At 37.1% G+C, this 16,707-nt stretch carries 10 protein-coding genes and 1 pseudogene; 1 reads left to right on the forward strand and 10 read right to left on the reverse strand.

What is annotated here, in order from left to right; genetic code table 11:
* Positions 1–231: 231 nt before the first annotated feature.
* The 10 genes and pseudogenes from EOV51_RS14980 to EOV51_RS04975 form a co-directional block, all read right to left on the reverse strand.
* Positions 232–426: pseudogene (locus EOV51_RS14980) on the reverse strand (RHS repeat-associated core domain-containing protein); the annotation flags it as partial.
* A gap of 251 nt (positions 427–677) precedes the next feature.
* Positions 678–1,058, reverse strand: coding sequence for a hypothetical protein (locus tag EOV51_RS04935; RefSeq protein WP_128150448.1), 381 nt, complete (start codon positions 1,056–1,058; stop codon positions 678–680).
* Positions 1,055–1,963, reverse strand: a complete 909-nt coding sequence (locus EOV51_RS04940; RefSeq protein WP_128150450.1) for an RHS repeat-associated core domain-containing protein — start codon at positions 1,961–1,963, stop codon at positions 1,055–1,057. The genes EOV51_RS04935 and EOV51_RS04940 overlap by 4 nt, the downstream gene beginning before the upstream one ends.
* Before the next feature lie 37 nt (positions 1,964–2,000).
* Positions 2,001–2,510 (reverse strand): hypothetical protein, encoded by a 510-nt coding sequence (locus EOV51_RS04945; protein WP_128150452.1) that lies wholly within the window; start codon positions 2,508–2,510, stop codon positions 2,001–2,003.
* Positions 2,497–3,243 (reverse strand): hypothetical protein, encoded by a 747-nt coding sequence (locus tag EOV51_RS04950; protein ID WP_128150454.1) that lies wholly within the window; start codon positions 3,241–3,243, stop codon positions 2,497–2,499. The genes EOV51_RS04945 and EOV51_RS04950 overlap by 14 nt, the downstream gene beginning before the upstream one ends.
* A gap of 259 nt (positions 3,244–3,502) precedes the next feature.
* Positions 3,503–3,883, reverse strand: coding sequence for a hypothetical protein (locus EOV51_RS04955; RefSeq protein WP_128150456.1), 381 nt, complete (start codon positions 3,881–3,883; stop codon positions 3,503–3,505).
* Complete coding sequence (locus EOV51_RS04960; RefSeq protein ID WP_228427735.1) at positions 3,876–7,544, reverse strand: DUF6443 domain-containing protein; 3,669 nt, start codon at positions 7,542–7,544, stop codon at positions 3,876–3,878. The genes EOV51_RS04955 and EOV51_RS04960 overlap by 8 nt, the downstream gene beginning before the upstream one ends.
* 12 nt (positions 7,545–7,556) lie before the next feature.
* Positions 7,557–8,768 carry a hypothetical protein gene (locus EOV51_RS04965; RefSeq protein WP_128150458.1) on the reverse strand — a complete coding sequence of 404 codons (1,212 nt, stop codon included), beginning with the start codon at positions 8,766–8,768 and terminating at the stop codon, positions 7,557–7,559.
* A gap of 5 nt (positions 8,769–8,773) precedes the next feature.
* Positions 8,774–11,995, reverse strand: coding sequence for a hypothetical protein (locus tag EOV51_RS04970; protein ID WP_128150460.1), 3,222 nt, complete (start codon positions 11,993–11,995; stop codon positions 8,774–8,776).
* A 23-nt stretch (positions 11,996–12,018) separates the two neighbouring features.
* Positions 12,019–13,617, reverse strand: coding sequence for a T9SS type A sorting domain-containing protein (locus tag EOV51_RS04975; RefSeq protein ID WP_128150462.1), 1,599 nt, complete (start codon positions 13,615–13,617; stop codon positions 12,019–12,021).
* 757 nt (positions 13,618–14,374) lie between these two features.
* On the opposite strand from EOV51_RS04975, the gene EOV51_RS04980 reads away from it, so the two are divergent.
* Positions 14,375–16,645, forward strand: coding sequence for an aconitate hydratase (locus tag EOV51_RS04980; protein ID WP_128150464.1), 2,271 nt, complete (start codon positions 14,375–14,377; stop codon positions 16,643–16,645).
* Positions 16,646–16,707 lie beyond the last annotated feature (62 nt).

Consider the following 16,707-nt stretch of genomic DNA (forward strand, 5'->3'; position numbering starts at 1 on the left):
ATAATCCATTCCTTTTTGTTGATCCTTTCCAAAATCTATATAGGTGTTACCATTTTGTGTTTTTGTATTTTCAGCAATAAACCCTTTGTCTCCAACTTCAAAACCAGTAGCCCCTTCCTTTACAGTATTATCTGAATTAAAATCATTGGCTTTATAAACCACATCTTTATTTGATTCAGCAACCCATTCCAAAGAACCGTTGGGATTCATTTTGTATATATCAGTGGGAGCCATCCCATCCGGATCAATAAAATAGATAGGATTATTAAACGCATAGTTGTATGGTGAGTGTCTTCTCATTTGCTCCGCCAACGGGTCAATAGTAAACCAACGACCTATAGCCGGGTCGTAGTTACGCGCTCCGTAATCATAGACATTGAGCCCAAGCTCTTCCTGTAGTTCTTTTCCGTTGTATTTATATGTGTATGACGGCTGTTCACTTTGAGAGAGGTTTTCTCTTTGTATAATCGACTTCTTCATTTTAGTATTCATAGCTTTGTATAAATATTAAATATAATAATTAATTGCAATGCTTTACTAGACGCGTTCCTGCGTGACTATAAAACTAAAAAGGCGTATGCTGTGTAAATAGGCTCCTTGATAAATAAAAAGCCCTCGCATAGCGAGGGCTTTTATTGGTATATTGCTTTAAAATTTAAAAATCATTTAAAAACCACTTATCCAATATAAGCAATTTCAATATTTTTTTGATTTAAATCTGTATAAAAAAATATTTTACCTTCTTCTATTTCTATCAAATCAATTAACTCATATACTTTTTTACTTATAAAAACTACATTTAATGATTTTAAATCAATTTTACATAAAACAAATCCAGATACACACAACTTTCTTAAAAATAATGGTAAGTATAAAAAATCATCTTCATATAGAGATGGTCCCCCAAATCTCATCTTAGGAATTAATGTGTCATTTATAGAAAGGTTACCTATCTCTGGACCACCTTGTGTTACTTCAAAAAGGGAACTATACTTTATGTGATATTCTTTTACATTAAAATCATATCTAAAATAAAATGGACTTTCTATTTTTTTCATCTAACTAATTTAAATGATTGATTAATAACCGATTTTGATTCCGTTATAAATTGCAAACTTCCACCTGTATACATTCCACCTTGTGGCCCGATTATACCAAACTTTATAGAAGTTCCTCTTGGTATTACCCCTTGTGTATATTGTGTTAAAGGATTCCATTCTGTTTTTATAGCAGCAAATGTCCTATTTTGCAACTCCCCAGAACCTATTCTTAATCCCCAAAAATCTCCACCACTAACTTTCATACTTCCAAACCTTTGTACTGGAATATTCATTGGAGCTTTAATTTTTATGCCTCCAAATAAAAATCCATCGGATGTTGTTACTAATCTAGAAACAGGTTTCAACACTTTCCCAATACCATACCCTACCAACATTTCTGCCCCTCCTTGACCTACGCCCATTGCTACCTGATGATCCCATCTATCAAAATAAGTACTTTTTGGAGTATCTATGGTAGCACATGTTGTACATTTATAGCCTGTAATTGTACTTCCTCCTTGAGTTGTGAAAGTTTCCGAATCGTATACACTTGCAGTAGAACTAAAGATACTCTGATTAAGTGTGTAAGTTCCATCAGCATTTAAATTATACTTATAACCATAAGTGTCATTTGATAAAGTATAACTATCCGATACTCCTGACACGTTACTAAACCCAGCCGCTTCAGCTTTTTCTACTGTATTAATATCAGACCTATAAGTATATGTTTTATTTCCATTTTCACTTAATTGTTCAATCCACCCATCCGGAGCCATCCCATCCGGATCTATAAAATAGATAGGATTATTAAAAGCATAATTGTAAGGCGAATATCTACGATATTGCTCCGCCAACGGGTCAATAGTAAACCAACGACCTATAGCCGGGTCGTAGTTACGCGCTCTGTAGTCATAAATATTCAATCTTAACTCTGTTTATAATTCTTCTTATTATATAAAATCAATCAATAGTATTTGGAGTGGGAGGAGCATTCCATAAACTTATACTAGACTGAATCTCGTATTCAGAAGATTTTTTGATTTTTTCCTGATTGTTATATTGTTTAATTGGACAGTTTTCAATCTCTTTCAAGAAGGCAGGATTATCAAAGTATTTTTCCTTATGATATAAATCTGTTAAATATACTATAGAAATACTATCTCCCTTTTCAACTACCTTTTTTGCATAATTTATTTTAGGAACTAAAGCAAATGTATCCTTTCTGAAAATTATAAAGAAACTATTATAATCTTTTCTTTCCAGAGTAAATGCCGTTTCATTCTCATTTTTAAAACTTAAGGTAGTAAATAACTTTATGGTAAATAAACTATCCTTTTTATTTATAGAATCGTACCAAGGCTCTTGATTTTCAATTTTAACTTGAAGAGATTTATTTTTACAATTAAAAAATAACATTGTAATTATCGTAAAGACAAAAATGTAAACTATTTTTATTTTATTTTTTCCCATAATATTTAATATTATCTTCAATATGTTTTTTAAATTCAGGCGTGGATTTGGGATATAAAGGTTGTTTTTTCTGATCACTATATATTTGTGAATGGCTGGCTTTGGGATTACCTAAATGCCCTTTAGCTCCTCCTTCATGCCCTAAGACGCTGATAAAGTTGTATTTATCATTAAGTAAATTGTCTATTTTTCCATTGGTAATATTTATGGTTATTTGTTTTTGATTGGTGTCTGTATGCATAATTGAAGTTGAGTCATCTGATGTTATTCCCCAATATTTTCCATCATTATAGGATCTTTTAAATCCTCTAGCCTGTCCACCTTCATAACTAATATTATTAAAAGCCTCTACCGAAAATTTACCATTGAGTAATTCTGATACATTAACACCTGCTTCCGGAGCATAATGTTGGGCTATATTGTCTAACATTTCAAAAGAACCTTGAGAATCAAAAGTATAATCTTTTAATTCTATTTCGGATATAGGGAAATATGTACCTGTTTCCCTTTTTTGATTTACAGTTTCCGAGCTTTCAAAAGTTCCATCTATCACTATATGATTAGTTATTTTTTTATCTGTATATAGATATTGACCTAGTTTATTAAAATGATCGTCTATAGGCATCATCCCATCAGGATCTACAAATACTATTGGATTATTAGCCGCATACACGTACGGAGAAAAGTTAAGGTATTTCTCCGTTAATGGGTCAATATAAAGCCATATCTGCATAATTTTTTTCTCGTGTGTACATTAGGGCTTGTGCGTGTGAAGCACTTGTATTTGGATTACCTTACTGGTAAAGAAGATGTACAATTGATAAAGATAATAGTAGCCGTATTTTAGAGGTTTCTAAGTTTGAATAAACAGCCAAAAACCACATCATATCCATTATCGATGCTTTTATTACCAAATGAAAAATACAATATATTTTATAACAAAACGCCAAGGTGTATAGATTGACGTTTTATTTTGTTATTGAATAAGCTTATTATTTTAAAGATTTAATATATAAAACACTTTGGTATTTATTATTATGAAAATCGTTTGGATGTATGAAGTGAAAAATATTTCCTTTTAGAGTTCCTTCTATTTTTTTTCCTTCATATTCAAATTGGATTAATAAACCATTATCATTTGTTTTACTTGAAAATTTCCATTTACCTTGAATTTGATTTATAGTATCTGTCTTACAATGGAAAGCATTAAAAATTCCCTCTGGTCTTATCTCTAAATACTGGTAATTTTCAATATTGTTTTCTTGATTTAAAATTACATATTTATCTATTTTATAAAGTCCTACGATGTATTTATCTTTATTACAAGCTAAACAACAAAATAGTAGTATAAGTAATATTAATATTTTATTCATTATCTCTAACTTCGGTTAATATATATCTTGTTGGTCTTCCCTCTGTTGCTGGTTTATTTCCATTATATGGGATATTTCCATCTTTACCATCAGAAAAATAGTAAGAATCATCAGATGATTTATATAATCTAAACTTATTTAATGTTACATCTGTACCCACATCTTTTCCTTCACCTCCTGTAAAATTATCATAGTAAGAAAAATAATGGCCATCATCATCTTTTCCCATTCCAACGATTGTAACATAGTGATTTGTTGCTGAATTTGCATTACCTGTCTCTTTATTTGCATCATACATTACACCTGCCATAACGGCCTTACCTTCTTTTAAATTATCAACAATGGTATTTATGCCTTTTTGTAAATCAAGTTTAGATTTATCTCCTCCAGTTTTCACAAACATATCAACCCTCTTTTTTGAGCCAACGGCCGTATAATTTCCACCGCCTTGCCTGACTTGGAGCCTACTATAATCAGCACATTCATATGTTCCATTACTTGAACTCCTTGTTTCAGTACTTCTACTTATCTCAAAACCAAAAATACTTCTTGTTGAAGTCACATTTACATTACTACCATAACTAATCCATTTTTTGCCATATAAAACATTTGTAACATTAGTAATGCCTGTTAGTTTAGGAGGTTTAGGAGAAAGTCCATCCGGGTCTATAAAGTAGATAGGATTATTAAATGCATAGTTGTATGGCGAATGTCTTCTCATTTTCTCGGCTAATGGGTCAATAGTAAACCAACGACCTATAGCCGGGTCGTAGTTACGAGCTCCATAGTCATAGACATTAAGCCCAAGCTCTTCCTGTAGTTCCTTCCCATTATATTTGTACGTATAGCTTGTTAGTTCAGTATGTGAATTGTATCCTGTATGTTTTAACCCGAAAGGATAATAGTTATTTTCTTCCAGAACCTCACGTATGGTATAAGGAGAACCTTCACCATTGTTCCACCATCCAATATGAACTTGTGAAGCGTAATCTTTAATCTGTCCGTCTTTGTTTTTATCCTCATAGCTTAGACGTATGTTGCCTAGATGATCGGTATAATTATAGACATAGCTAAAGCGTTGGGGATACTTTTTCACATAACCTTCACTGTGGGGGAAGAATTGGAGTTGGTTGTTTTCATACTGAAAACCGCCCAGATACAGGGTGGGAGTAACTCTGCCGTTTTGTGTCACCGTTTTTTGCATTTTAGAACCCGAAGCATCGTAAAGATACGAAATTTTATTACCCGCAGTAAAAAATATTTCATAAGGGAGATTCAGGTGATTATAAGAAATAGAGGAGATTCCCTTATGCGCATCCAGAATGAGGTTTCCGTTGGTGTCGTACTCAAAATCCTTTCCGGAGGTATTTTTCTGAGCAAAACCTTCCGGGTGGTTGGATCGGTCCCTGACTGTAGATAGCTGATTAGATCCGGGCAGGTAGGTATAGGAAAGCAGGTCAATAGTAGTTACATTGTTGCTGATATCCTGGGCTCCGTTACGATCCATAGAAAGAATATTTCCGTTTTTATCGTAAGAAACTTTTTCATTATAGGCATTAGCCACGGAAAAACTACCGGAAGCCGGATTATGGTTTTTCAGGTATATAGCCTGGGTAAGACGGTGTAGCGGGTCGTACTGGTACACATACTGCCTTTTTTGATTATCGGAACTGCTTTTCCAGATAGTCTCAGAAATATTTCCGTTGTACAGGGCCTGTGCCCCCTTGTACAGAGGCTGGTCGTAGCTGAGTTGCAGGGCGAACAAATCACGGGGCTGTCCCGCAGGACTGAGTTGGTCGGGCTGGTTAATGTGAGTAAGCCATCCCCGTATATTGTACCGGAAATCTACCTGTTGCAGTCCGGCAAGGCTTTGTCCTCCTACTTTTTTAACGGTGAGCTGGCCCAGTTCGTCGTAGGTATTTCGCACCAGGTTTTCTACTTCCCCTCCGTTGAGCTGGTGGGTATGGCTGAGCAATCGCTCCTGCCGGTCGTAGGTAAAGGATTCCTTAACGGTAATTTCCGCAGCAAGGGAAGCCCTGCTGTGGGTGGTGAGCGTATAGAGGGTTTTACCCCGGAAGCTTTCAATACGGGAATCCACGCGGGTGAATCCCCCGAAAGGATTCTGAGTAAGCACCCGGAGCGGACGTATTTTTTTATCGTAATAGGTAAAGGTCCAGTTTCCTTTTCCCTGAGTATTGTTGTCCAGCAGCTTGGCAAAAGAAGCCGTCAGGGCACCCGTAAGACGGATATCCCGGGCAGTGAGCAGCGGTTGTCCCTCCACGGAACTGGCTGATGGAGCCCCGGTATAGGTATAAGAATCGTAGTAGTTTACACTCAGAACTTCGGAGATGTTGGAAGGAATAGCGCGGGTATTCGCATAATAGACCTGTACACCCTTGGATGAAAATCCGGAAGAAGAAATCGTTTCATTATTGTTCCCCCTACGGTTTGCTTCCGCCTGCATCTGTAAGCGGTTATAGTTACTATGGGTAAAACCGGTGTATACAATTCTCCCCCAGGCATCGTATTTAGAGAAAGTCCATTGGTTATTGTTTTTTCTTTGCTCGCTGTCCTGAGTCATCACCAGGCGATCCTGTTGGTCATACACCAAATATTCCCTTCCTTTTCCGGGAAGCTTTTTTTCCACCATACGGTTTCTTTCATCGTAACGGTACTGGTATGCGAGATGATCCAGCAGGGCAGAGGTCATGGCAGGTTGGGAACAGAGCAGGGGAGGAAGCACATAGGTAAGGTTTCCGTAGCAGTCGTATACATAATACGTATCATGGCTGGCTCCTCCGCTGTAGTTTCTTTTAAGGATTACACGCCCTTCCTTGTCCTTGAATTCTTCAGCGGTATGGTTTTTTCCCTCGGAAGCCTTCCAGTTTTCCTTTTTCACCAGATTTTTATATAATTGTCCGGCAGGGTACGTACCATCTTCAACAAGAGAGGGAGTATAACCGGATGCCAGAGTTACCCTAAAACGTCTCACTTCCCCGTCGGAATTGGTGAGGTATTCGTACCTAATCTCATGTCCGCTTCCCATCTTCCAGGAATCTCCGGGTGCAGCCTGTTGGAACAAACGGTTCAAAGGAGAAGCTTCCAGCTCTTTTTCAGCATAAAAATACGAGCTGTTATAGGTTTTCGGATTCGCATAGTACTGAGAGTAGAGCGAGGCGGGAGCTGCCATAAAGGAACCATCGGACGAAGAAGAAGGCACGGGCAGGAATTCTTTGATAATTCTTCCGAACTCATCGTATTCATGATGAACCAGTATATCCTTTCCGGAAGGGGTAGCCCCCACGGAAACGGATTGCTTTTCCCTTCCCAGCCCGTCGTAATAAACGATAGCTACTTTCTTATGTCCGCTTTCCCCCTCTTCGGAGAGATACTCTGTAGTTTTAATGTAGTTTTCTCCGGAGGTAGGAGTTATGTTTCCCAGGGGAGCCGTGGCGATAACCCCCGGCGGGCTGATAAAGACATGAAAGGAGCTGAGCGTCTCGGCAGTTATCCTGAAGCCGGGGAGCATCCTGACAGATACCTCATCGGAAACCTCCTGGCTGGGATTTTTGGTTGTATTTAAAATCAGCTGCGCCGAACCCGTAACAGGAAAAAATGAGACCAGGTAAGGGAGCAGGGATAGGAGTATCGTTTTTTTCATAAGGTCAAATCTTTATAAGTTGCTGTTGGCAGGAGCGGGAATCAATTTTCGTATTTCGTTAAGCTGTTGCTGCAGAGAACTCAATTCCTTTTGCTGGGCTTCAAGGAAAGCATCCTGCTTTTGAATGAGTTTTTCCTGTTCTATAGAATACAGGGTAAGCTCTTCAATTTTTTGGAGCAGTAAGTTAGAAAATTCTCCGACCTTAAGACCTTTATCCTGAATTTCCCGTGCAGAAGGCATTTCGGGCAGATGATGGTTGTTTTGTATGAAAATTTCCAGCTCTTTTAATGAAGGCAACGCATATTCCGGCTTTAAAGAGGACTTTCCGGTATAGTATTTCTGGAAAACATAATCGGCAGGAATCTGAAGATCCACTCTTACTTCGGAAGCATGCAGGGTTCCGTTAACGGTTAGTTTTTCATCGGGCTTGGTAGTCCCAATTCCCACGTTTCCGGCTGCAGTGATAGTCATCCGGTTAGTAGCATGAGTGATAAATGAAAAATTATGATTGCTTTCAGTACCTATTATCCCACCGGGAAGAGAATTAAAATATCCCTGATGCGCCCACATTCCGGTGACAATATTTCCTCCGTTAATCAAGAATTTGGCATGGGAGTTTCCATATAAATGTAATACTTTTTCCCAACCGCTTTTATTTACTTTGGTAGTACCTATGCCCACATCTCCGGCGGCAGTGATAGTCATCCGGTTAGTAGCATTAGTGATAAATGAAAAATTATGATTGCTTTCAGTACCTATTATCCCACCGGGAAGAGAATTAAAATATCCCTGATGCGCCCACATTCCGGTGACAATATTCCCTCCGTTAATTAAAAATTTGGCATGGGAGTTTCCGTATAAGTGCAATACTTTTCCCCAGCCGTTTCTATTTTCTACGTTAGAGGTACCAATGCCCACATCACCTCTTTTAAGAATATAAACTCCGTTCGATGTAGTCCAGGGAGAGTCGCCGTGCCCAAGGAAAATTCTTTGGTTATTAGTACCGGTACCGAAAAGTCCTATACCTGCAGTTGCTGCGGAAGATATATCAGTTTTATAAAGTAATCCACCAGACCAGTTGTAGGTTGGATTGGGTGAAATCATTTCAATCTGCCCTCCGTCTACACGAAGATTGGAACCTTGGGTAACGGGGTAAGTATTTTGAGCGTTTAGGTTTAAAACCAGAGCAGAGGCACAAAGTAAAGCGATTATATTTTTTTTCATAATAATTAATTTTGAGATTTATAGTTATATTCAAATGATTTAAGCAGGTTTCCCTCGGAGTCTTTGATTTGCATGAGTCTTCCCATCGAATCGTAGCTGTAATATTCCGTCAGGCTGTTGGGAGCGGTGATGGAGGTAACCCCCACTAAGGGCTGGTAAGTGTAGGAGGTTATACGGGCATCAGGAAGCTGGGCTCTGAGCCGGGCAAAAGCCTCCCACAGGCCGGATGAATTGGCATCATCCGAAAGTTTTTGGAGGTTTTCGACCTGGTTTTCTATCTGACTATACGTGGCTCCCTCAATTTTAGCAATAGGATACGTCTGGCTGTATCCCCAGATAATAGTGACCGGCAGCCCCTCTTGCGGTGTGTATTGCAGAAGATTTCCATGAGAATCGTAACGGTCATAAGTGATTTTCTTCTCGGCACTGGCTTCTCCTTTTTTAGAGTAAACAAACTTAGGCAGGATAAGCTTTGAGGTAGTTGCATCTTTAGCATATTCAATGCGGCTAAAAGAAAGCTGCTTTTCTGTACCGTTTTCCAATCTTCGTACCTCAGTGGATACCGGAGCAGCAATGCGGTTTTGTGCCGTTAGCTCCTGCATAAGAGGATGACTTGCAGCTAAATCCGGAGGATATTGATACTGGGTAATCAGCTCTCCGGTGGAGGTGCTTACTTTTTCACTGGTAAGCTGTAAGTGATTGGGACTATCGTAGTTATACTGTGTGGTTGTTTTGATATTTCCATTTGTAGTATAAACAAACGATTCAATGGACGATAAATAATGTCTTTGGCTATAGATGAAGTAGCTGTCCACATTATAATGGTATCCTTTATTTAGTTGATTTGGTACTTCACCGATGGTTTGCATAAGATCATACCCAATTTGTTTTGGAACGTAATTTTTATATTTATAATCTAAACTTTTTTGTTTTTTGTAAGTATATTTTTTAAATTCTAAATGTTGAATTGTATCAATATCTTTTTTAAATTTTAATTCAGTTAATGGCTTTCCATTAAGAAAAGCATTTCCCATACTGACTCCTCGTGATGTATTTACATCTCCATTTTCAAATGCACGACATTCACTATAAGGAAGTTCTTCTTGATTCAAGATAAAAGAATGCTTGATTCCACCTTGCTCAAAATTATCTCCGCCTATACTTTCTATAACCGTTGGGTATACGATACTATAACCATCCATAGAATATAGAGGAACTGCTGGATTAGAATAAAGAGTAATAAGTTGAACATTCCCCTCGCCATATGAATCTATGTTAGGTGATAAATCCGGTGAGGCAGTTACAAATTCCCCACTGCTCCTGTCCATGTTATTAATATTGCTAGCGTAATAATATTTTTTTATGTGACTGATTTTATTCTCTTCAGTGTAATTAATAATTTTGCTTACTCGATTACCTGCATACGGTTTATTTACATTTTGATAATAAGGTTTTATTTTTGAGTAGAAAATGGTACCGCTGACATAAGTACATTTTCTTAATCCTGTCGCTTTTAGTTTGTACATACCTTCAGCTAAATAATACGGAAATTTATATACAATTTCTGAAGTGTGGTTACCGATAGAAACAATATTGTCTTTGGAATCAAGTAGAGTAATATTTCCACCTACTTTATTATGTATAGGATCATATGTACATTTTGGATCACCATCGTCAAAATCAATAGTTATGGATAACTTTCCTTCCTGTGAGAAAGGTACCTCAAATTCGACAAAATCATTTTTGTGACCAGTATAGTTAGAACCATAGTAAGTTAAGACATTTTCTTGGGGGACTGGCGGTGGAATTACATACTCATCAATGTTTCTTGTATTGGGTTCATATTGAATTTCAGTAAATCCTCTTGTAGGATAAACAATTTTTTTTAAAAGTCCATAATACGAAGTTTTTGGGTTAGAATTTCGATTTGTATTTTTAAAAAATCTTGAATTTAAAGGAAGATTATCATAGATTAGATTAAAATTATTAGCATTATTAAAATATCCATATATATCTTTAGCATATGAATGACGTGCTGGTAATTCCTGCGGGTAATAATATTCAAAAGTATGCTGTTTTATAACTGAATTTGTAGAAGATATTTCTTTAATAGCACTAAGAAATATTCTTTCGTCATTTAAATGTGTATAGTTATTGCTATAAGAATTATTTACGGGTACTCTTATATAATTAAATTCAAAAGACTTCAATAATTGGTATGTACTTTTAATGTTTATTTTTGTAAGCTGGCATGACTCATTATTGCTTTTTTGAGCAGGAATTTTAAATATTTCATAAAAAAACTCAACTTGATTGCCTTTGTCATCTATAATTGAATTTAAATAAGGAACTCTGCTAAGTTCATATTGGGGGATAGGTATGTTAGCCGTGATGTCTAAAGGGGTTTTATCATTGTATTTCCCTGTTGCAGTTTGGGAATATGAAGAAATATAATTAAAACCTTTAGTTATATAATTGAATTTTAGTTCTTCTCCCTGAGTGGTTTTGATTCTGGTTAAGTACCAGGCTGTATTTACTTGTTTGGGGTGGATTTGGGCGGAAGATCTTTGTCTTACAAATTCAATTGAATTTTCATGTTCACCAAAGTAATATTCTGTACCGTCTATATTAGTGACTTTAAAGTGTAGGCATGTAGGTAAATCTTTTGATGTGAAAGTTTCAATTTTAATATTAGAAGGTTCTAATTGTATAATTTTGCCTTTATCTAAAATAAATTTCACAGATAAAATATCAGGAATAGTAAGAGTAAAAACATCCTTTTCCGTATCGTAGTCTGGTTTTATAGCTATAAGTAAATTTGGATCATTTTTTTGACATGATAAGGCAGCAGGGAATTTCTCTAAATCAAAAAAAGATGATGTTTCATCGGGTTCCTTGCGTATGGTTCTGTTAATAACTCCAGTTGAGATAAGGTTCCAACTGAGACCTAGTTGTTTAGATATTTCATCAACCCTAACTCCATTTGAAGAATAGGTGGCTTTTATAGGATAGTTGTTGCTTCCGTGTTTAAATGTGTAGATAGGGATAGATATGTCAGGACTTCCTGTAAACAGTCCAACGTTTATATTTCCATAAGAGCCTAAACTTTCAGAAATTGGGGTAGGAGGAGTTAAGTTTTCTATATTGTATTGGTCTTTTCTCTGTGAAAAACCGATACCAACTTGTAAAAAAAATAAAATAATAAAAAGTAGTTTGTTTTTTTTCATTGAGATAGTTTTAAAATAAAAATTTAATTTCCGGATTTAATAATTTTCACAGATTCTCTAATACCCGAAGGAAGAGTAATAGAAAAGAGATATACGCCCGGAGTATATCCGGATAAATCTATGGGAGTAGTAGAATACCGAACAGATTTTTGTTGAAGCAATTTTCCGCTTAAATCAAAAACCTGAATATTCTCATGACCCTTTAATTCTCCGGCAATAATTACATTCACAAATCGTTCCGTAGGGTTGGGATATATTTCCCAGGATTTTCTTTGAGTTTCAGTAGTTTGTTTTTCATCCGTGAGCATCTTGACCACCCAGAAATCCGTTTGTCCCTGCGTATCCACAGTTTTGTCCCTAGATAGGGAAGAATTGGAGGTACCCGCCAAAAGCAGGCTTCCGTTACGGGTTTCCGCAGCACAGGATAACAAATCCGTCCGATCTCCTCCAATTTTCTTTTTCCATAAAATTTCTCCGGAAGCAGAAATTTTTACAGTCATATAATCACTTTGCATAATTCCGTTCGCATCCACAGACAATGAACTGCCGGCAATCAAAAAATCACCCGGTTCGGTTTCCATAATTTTCGAGGGAATATCTACAGCCCCCATATCCACCGACTGCTGCCAAACCGGATTTCCGGACGGATCAGTTTTAATCAGCCAGATATCAGAACCTTCCCCCAGGCTCGCAGATTTAGTTCCTTCAGGAGGAGAATCAGAGCTTCCGGCCAGTAAAAATCCGCCGTCCCGGGTAACGATCATATCTGCCAGTTCATCATTTCCTTTACCTCCATAGCTTTTTTCCCAAACTACCGTTCCCTGGTTATCCAGGCGGACCAGCCAATAGTCGTTTTCTCCGTAGGAATTTTCAGATTTATCGAACCCGGCAGGAGAGTTGGAATATCCCGCAGCTATATATCCCCCGGGAATTTCCCGGATACTTTTCAACAATTCGTAATTTTCTCCACCCAGTGTTTTCTGCCAGAGAATAGTTCCCTTACTATCCAGCTTGATAATCCAGAAATCCATGGAGCCCCTCGATGGCTCCTTCTTTTCCGAAGAAGCAGGGGAATCAGAAGAACCTCCGAGAATATAACCCAGATCAGAAGTTTGTCTTATGGATAGGAGCTGGTCGGAACCGGCCCCACCCAGTGTTTTTTGCCATTGTATTTCTCCCCTGGCATCCAGCTTTACAATCCAGTAATCATTTAGTCCTCTGCAGGAATCCGTTTTATCCCCTGAAATTCCCGAAAAAGAACTTCCTCCCAGAATATAGCCTCCGTCCTGAGTAAGCCCTATACTGTACAGATAATCCGCCTGGTTTCCTCCCAACGATTTTTGCCATTCCTGATGTCCTTGTTCATTAAGTTTCCATAGGAAATAATCCAGGCTGCCCTGAGTAGTATGCTGTAAATCTCCGGATTTAACCGAAACCGAACTTCCGGCAAGGATGCTTCCATAATCCGGAGTAGGTAGCGCATCAAAAAGATATTCCCCCTGTTTTCCTCCGATACTTTTCTGCCAGGAAATATCCTGAGAGTAAAGGGGAAGTGAAGAAAAATAAAACATCAAAAATAAAGGCACCAGATGCCTGAGTTGATCAGTGTATAAATATTTCATAAAGTTAGTTTTCAGCAAATGAAGTAACAAAGATAAAGGTTTATCCGGATAAATAAAATAAAATATGAGATAAAAAACGGAATTGTATTATTGTTGTAACAATTTAAACGTTTAATTTATTTAATTAATTGTCAGGTTCATTATAGTGTATAGTATTGCTGCTCTTAACGTAATTGGATGAATGTGAAATGACTGGAATTTGTTTAATAATAAACAGTAATTATGTTTAATTTAAATTAAATTTTTTGTAAAATGTAAATTCAACATATTATTTTATATAAAGAGATTAATTAAATTTTTTAATAATTTTTGTTTAATTTAAACAAGATATTTTGTTTAATTAAAATAGTAAAAAAGTGTTTATGTTTATTAAGTTTTTCATGGTGTTTTTTTACCTAGAAATACAATTGATTTTTTAATTTTATTAGTTGTTTAATCAATTAAATAAATCTTTTTTAAAATATTTATGTAAATATTACTATGGGCGTGTAAAAAGTTATGAATCATAATGAACAAACAAAATGAAAATGAAGGTTGACGATAACCGTAAATTGAAAATTGAGATAATTTAGAATCAGTACAAATTTCTTTAAAATGTGACAAAAATCATAAAAATATTAATTTAAATTGTATATTAGGAAACCTAATCAGCTAATAGATGCCGAAGGGTATAAAAGAAGAATTGAAATAGTAAGTTGTTAGTAGTAAATCAGTTGTGAAAAAAGCAAGTATAATATAAAACCAATAAAATATAGCTATGATTTTTGATTTAAATATGATTAAAGCGGTATACGGCCGTTATGTGTCAAGAGTTGAAAAAGCTCGAAAAGTAGCAGGAAAACCTTTGACTTATTCTGAAAAAATATTATATTCTCACTTATTTGCCGGAGATCCTACCGAAGCTTTTGTCCGTGGAGAGTCCTATGTGGATTTTACTCCGGATCGCGTAGCGATGCAGGATGCTACAGCGCAGATGGCACTGCTTCAGTTTATGCAGGCAGGTAAAAAAAACGCAGCGGTTCCTTCTACGGTGCATGCCGATCATCTTATACAGGCCAGGGTAGGTGCTGACAAAGATTTGCAGGAAGCACTAAATAAAAATAATGAGGTTTATAATTTCTTATCCTCAGTATCTAATAAATATGGTATTGGATTCTGGAAACCCGGAGCAGGAATTATACATCAGGTAATCCTTGAAAATTATGCATTTCCAGGGGGGATGATGATTGGGACGGACTCTCATACGGTAAATGCCGGAGGGTTAGGAATGGTAGCTATTGGTGTAGGTGGAGCAGATGCCGTGGATGTTATGGCAGGCATGGCCTGGGAGTTGAAGTTTCCTAAACTTATAGGTGTTAAGCTTATTGGTAAACTAAGCGGTTGGACATCTCCTAAAGATATTATATTGGAAGTTTCCGGTTTATTAACTGTAAAAGGAGGAACGGGCTGTATTGTTGAATATTTCGGAGAAGGAGCGGAATCGCTTTCCTGTACAGGTAAGGGTACGATATGTAATATGGGAGCCGAGGTAGGAGCTACCACTTCCATTTTTGCTTACGATGAAAGTATGAGCAGATACCTGAGAAGTACCAGCCGGGCAGAAATTGCAGACGAAGCGGATTTGTTAAAAGATGAACTTCGTGCGGACAAAGAAGTGTACGAAAATCCGGCGCAATATTTTGATCAATTAATCGAAATAGATTTAAACAATTTGGAACCTCACCTAAACGGTCCTTTTTCACCGGATATAGCTACGCCGATATCCCAAATGAAAGAAGTGGCTGAGAAAAACGGCTGGCCGTTGCAGATAGAAGTAGGTTTGATAGGATCTTGTACGAATTCATCGTATGAAGATATCTCACGTGCTGCTTCCATAGCTAAACAGGCAGCAGAAAAAGGAATAAAGCCCAAAGCGGAATATACGATTACTCCAGGATCTGAGCTGGTAAGATATACCGTGGAACGAGATGGTTACCTGGATATATTTGATAAAATCGGAGGAAAAGTTTTTGCCAATGCCTGCGGTCCGTGCATCGGACAATGGGCGAGGGAAGGAGCTGAAAAGCAGGAGAAAAATACGATCGTACACTCCTTTAACCGTAATTTTGCTAAAAGATCAGACGGTAACCCCAATACGTACGCTTTTGTAGGTTCACCGGAATTAGTAACTGCTTTGGCTATTGCCGGAGATTTAACTTTTGATCCACGCAAAGATACCTTGAAAAATGAGCAGGGAGAAGAAATATTGCTGGAAGAGCCTAATGGGTTTGAACTTCCTCCCAGAGGTTTTGACGTAGATGATCCAGGATATCAGGCTCCTGCAGCAGATGGTTCTTCAATACAGGTAGAAGTTTCTCCAGATTCTGATCGCATACAGCTTTTGGAAAGCTTTCCTGCCTGGGATGGTAAAAATATTACAGGGATACGGTTACTTATTAAAGCCTATGGGAAATGTACTACCGACCATATCTCCATGGCAGGTCCTTGGTTGAAATACCGCGGACATCTGGATAATATTTCCAATAATACCTTGATAGGTGCAGTGAATGCATTTAATATGGAAACCAATAAGGTTAAAAATGAAGATACCGGAGAGTATATGGCGGTTCCGGATTCAGCGAGAAAATATAAGGCTGACGGAGTTCCTACTCTGGTTGTAGGCGATTATAACTATGGTGAAGGTTCCTCCAGGGAGCATGCAGCTATGCAGCCCAGACATTTGGGAGTTCGAGCGGTTTTAGTTAAATCTTTTGCCAGAATTCACGAAACAAACCTTAAAAAGCAAGGAATGCTGGCATTAACTTTTGCACAGCCGGATGATTATGATAAAATTCAGGAAGATGATATTTTTAACTTTTTAGATTTGGATCAATTTGCTCCGGGTAAATCGATTAGTATTGAAATAGTTCATGCAGACGGAAGTAAAGATATTATTATTACTAACCATACATATAACGAAGGTCAGATTGAATGGTTCAAGGCCGGTTCAGCTTTAAATCTTATTAAAATGAACGAAGCCAAAAAGTAAAAACATAGTAAGTATTTTATGTTAAAAGCGAGAAACCTCTGGTATACCAGAGGTTTCTCGCT

Origin of the sequence: Apibacter raozihei (assembly GCF_004014855.1) — a bacterium.
Classification (GTDB): domain Bacteria; phylum Bacteroidota; class Bacteroidia; order Flavobacteriales; family Weeksellaceae; genus Apibacter; species Apibacter raozihei.

What these genes read in the sequence shown, in the direction of transcription:
- EOV51_RS04945 (WP_128150452.1), bottom strand. Translation starts at nt 2,510, where the DNA reads ATGGGAAAAAATAAAATAAAAATAGTTTACATTTTTGTCTTTACGATA.
- EOV51_RS04950 (WP_128150454.1), bottom strand. Translation starts at nt 3,243, where the DNA reads ATGCAGATATGGCTTTATATTGACCCATTAACGGAGAAATACCTTAAC.
- EOV51_RS04975 (WP_128150462.1), bottom strand. Translation starts at nt 13,617, where the DNA reads ATGAAATATTTATACACTGATCAACTCAGGCATCTGGTGCCTTTATTT.
- EOV51_RS04970 (WP_128150460.1), bottom strand. Translation starts at nt 11,995, where the DNA reads ATGAAAAAAAACAAACTACTTTTTATTATTTTATTTTTTTTACAAGTT.
- EOV51_RS04960 (WP_228427735.1), bottom strand. Translation starts at nt 7,544, where the DNA reads ATGAAAAAAACGATACTCCTATCCCTGCTCCCTTACCTGGTCTCATTT.
- EOV51_RS04955 (WP_128150456.1), bottom strand. Translation starts at nt 3,883, where the DNA reads ATGAATAAAATATTAATATTACTTATACTACTATTTTGTTGTTTAGCT.
- EOV51_RS04935 (WP_128150448.1), bottom strand. Translation starts at nt 1,058, where the DNA reads ATGAAAAAAATAGAAAGTCCATTTTATTTTAGATATGATTTTAATGTA.
- EOV51_RS04965 (WP_128150458.1), bottom strand. Translation starts at nt 8,768, where the DNA reads ATGAAAAAAAATATAATCGCTTTACTTTGTGCCTCTGCTCTGGTTTTA.
- EOV51_RS04980 (WP_128150464.1), top strand. Translation starts at nt 14,375, where the DNA reads ATGATTTTTGATTTAAATATGATTAAAGCGGTATACGGCCGTTATGTG.